Origin of the sequence: Achromobacter sp. Marseille-Q4962 (assembly GCF_943737005.1) — a bacterium.
Classification (GTDB): Bacteria; Pseudomonadota; Gammaproteobacteria; order Burkholderiales; family Burkholderiaceae_B; genus Achromobacter.
Genome location: NZ_CALSFU010000065.1, coordinates 1 through 2,256, shown reverse-complemented (window position 1 = coordinate 2,256; position 2,256 = coordinate 1). Strand labels below are relative to the sequence as shown.

2 protein-coding genes and 1 pseudogene are annotated in these 2,256 nt (G+C 69.5%); all 3 read right to left on the bottom strand.

The window, feature by feature from the left end; genetic code table 11:
• Window positions 1-1,038: Tar ligand binding domain-containing protein (locus tag NGJ44_RS23040; RefSeq protein ID WP_251866050.1), on the bottom strand; the 1,038-nt coding region annotated here is incomplete at its 3' end.
• A gap of 134 nt (window positions 1,039-1,172) precedes the next feature.
• Entirely contained in the window at window positions 1,173-1,679 is a 507-nt protein-coding gene (locus NGJ44_RS23035; RefSeq protein ID WP_251866048.1) for a hypothetical protein, read from the bottom strand.
• Window positions 1,680-1,708: 29 nt separating this feature from the next.
• Window positions 1,709-2,256 (bottom strand): annotated as a pseudogene (locus tag NGJ44_RS23030) (methyl-accepting chemotaxis protein); the annotation flags it as partial.

The following is a 2,256-nucleotide window of genomic DNA, read 5'->3' as shown; positions in this document are numbered from 1 at the left end:
CTCTTCCATCGACGCCGCCGTCTGCTCCAGCGACGCCGCCTGCTCTTCGGTGCGGCTGGACAGGTCCGTGTTGCCCGCCGCAATCTCGCGCGAACCCACCGTGATCTCGTCCACCCCGCGGCGCACCACCGCCACCGTGCGCGTCAGGCTCTCCTGCATGCGCTTGATGGCGGCGAACAGCTGGCCGATTTCATTGTGCGAGCGCACTTCGACGCGGTTGGTCAAGTCGCCATTGGCAATCTTGTCGAAATGCTGGCCGGCTTCGACCAGCGGGCGCACCACCAGGCGGCCGAACAGCACCCGGGCCAGCACCATGAGCACCAGGGCCAGCACGACCGCGACGCCCACCGCCACCATGGCGCGGTTGAAGTTGGTCTGGGCCTGCTCGATGGTGGCCTGTTGCTGGTCGGCGATGTACTTGCTGAATTCCTGGATGGCGGCGATGAACGCGGCGCTGCGGGGCGTGCCGTACTCATTGTTCACCATGTAGAAGGTGGAATAGTCTTCGCTGCGCAGCGCCTCTACCATGGTGTCCACGCCGTCGTCGATGTACGAGCGGTAGCGGCGCACCAGGTTCATGGACAGCTGGCGGCCGGTATCGTCCTGCAGCATGTTTTTCTGGAAATCCGAAAAACGGTTGCGCACGCCGTTCAGCAGGTCGGTGGCCTCCTTGATCGTGGAGGCGGCTTCCTTGGCCGAATTCTGGCCGCTGCCCCAGCCCGCTTCCTGCAGATGCCGGGCGGCCACCATCAGGCCCACGCGGGCGCGCAGCATATCGCTGTTGATGATCTCCACCTGCGTGGCGCGCTCGGTCAGCTCGTTGACCTCGCGTATGGACTGGTAGTTGTTCTGCAGGAAATAGACGGCCAGCCCGCCCACCGCCGCGATCAGGACAGCGAAGAACGCCATCACCCAGATCAGCATGGTGCCCACGCGGGCATCGCGCAGCCGCAGCTTGCGTTTCACCTTGGGCGCGCGCGCGGCCTTTTTCTTGCCAGCCTTGCCAGGCCTGCCTCCGGATTCGAGACTCGCTTCCATAGTTTTCCCCATCCCTTCAGGTACTGTTGTAACCACACAAGAACCACCCCGCCCGGCTCTCCGAAGAAAGCCGGCCCGGGCGACGCTGGGGCGGGCCATGGAGCCTGCCCCCTATTCCGCAGGAGCGTCCCGCGCTAGGCGCCCGACTCCGCAGGCGCAGGCGGGGCCTGCGGCACCGGAATCGCCAACGGCGGCGCGACGGGGGGCTGGCCCATGCCGGGCTGGCCCATGTTGGGCTGGCCCATGCCGGGCTGGCCCATCGAGGGCTGGCCCGCATCGGCCAGCGGCGCGGGGCCCAGCAGTTTCTGGCGCTCCCAAGGCTCCAGCAGAATATTGGTGCTGTCGACCAGGCGCAGCAGCCGGCCGTCGGGGCCGAATTGCAGCAGCGCCTCTTTGCGGCTGTAGAGACCGTCGGCCACGAAGGTGATCTTGTGGGACCACATGGCGATCGTGGTGCCGTCGGTCTGCGGGTAGATCCGGTCCGGCGGCGCGGTCAGCGCGTAGGCCGCCTCCTGCAGCGTCGTGACGCCCGGCGTCAGGCTCGACAGCTTGTCGGGATCGAAGTTGTGTCCCGTGGCCGCGCAACCCGCCAACAGCATGGCGAACAGCGCGCTAAGAAGGCAGGAATAATGGCTACGCATGGCGCACTCGCTGGCCGGACTCGCCGGCGTCAAAAGGATTCCCAGTCATCGTCGGCCGGCGCCTGGCGGCGCGCCGCCGGGGCTGGCTTGACCGTCTCGGAGGCCGGGCGCCGCGGCGGGCGCGCCGCCACCGCGCCCTCGGCCGCCATGCGCGGGGCTTCCTTGCGTGCCGCGCCGCGCGCGGCATCCGCGGCGCGCGGCCGTGCCGGGGGTTCAGCCTGGACCGGATGGGCCTGGCCTTGATTCGCCTGGCCTTGATTCGCTTGCCCCTGACCGGATTGGCCTTGATGGGCCTGGTCGCCGGACGCCGGCCGGCTATGCGCCAGCCTGGCCGCCGGCGCGCCGGCCGGACGCTGCTGCGCCCGCTCGCCCGCATCGGCCTGCGGCCGCGGCGCGGACGGGGCCGCGGCCACCCGCGGCGCCGCGCGCTGCGACGACAGATGCCGCGCCGGCACCTCGATGACCTCGCCCGCGTTGATCTTGAACACCGACACCGCCTCGGCCAGCCGCTGCGCCTGCTCCTGCAGCGAACCGGCCGCAGCCGCCGCCTCCTCCACCAGCGCCGCGTTCTGCTGCG

Coding starts and splice junctions, on each gene's coding strand:
- NGJ44_RS23035 (WP_251866048.1), bottom strand. CDS start 1,679: ATGCGTAGCCATTATTCCTGCCTTCTTAGCGCGCTGTTCGCCATGCTG.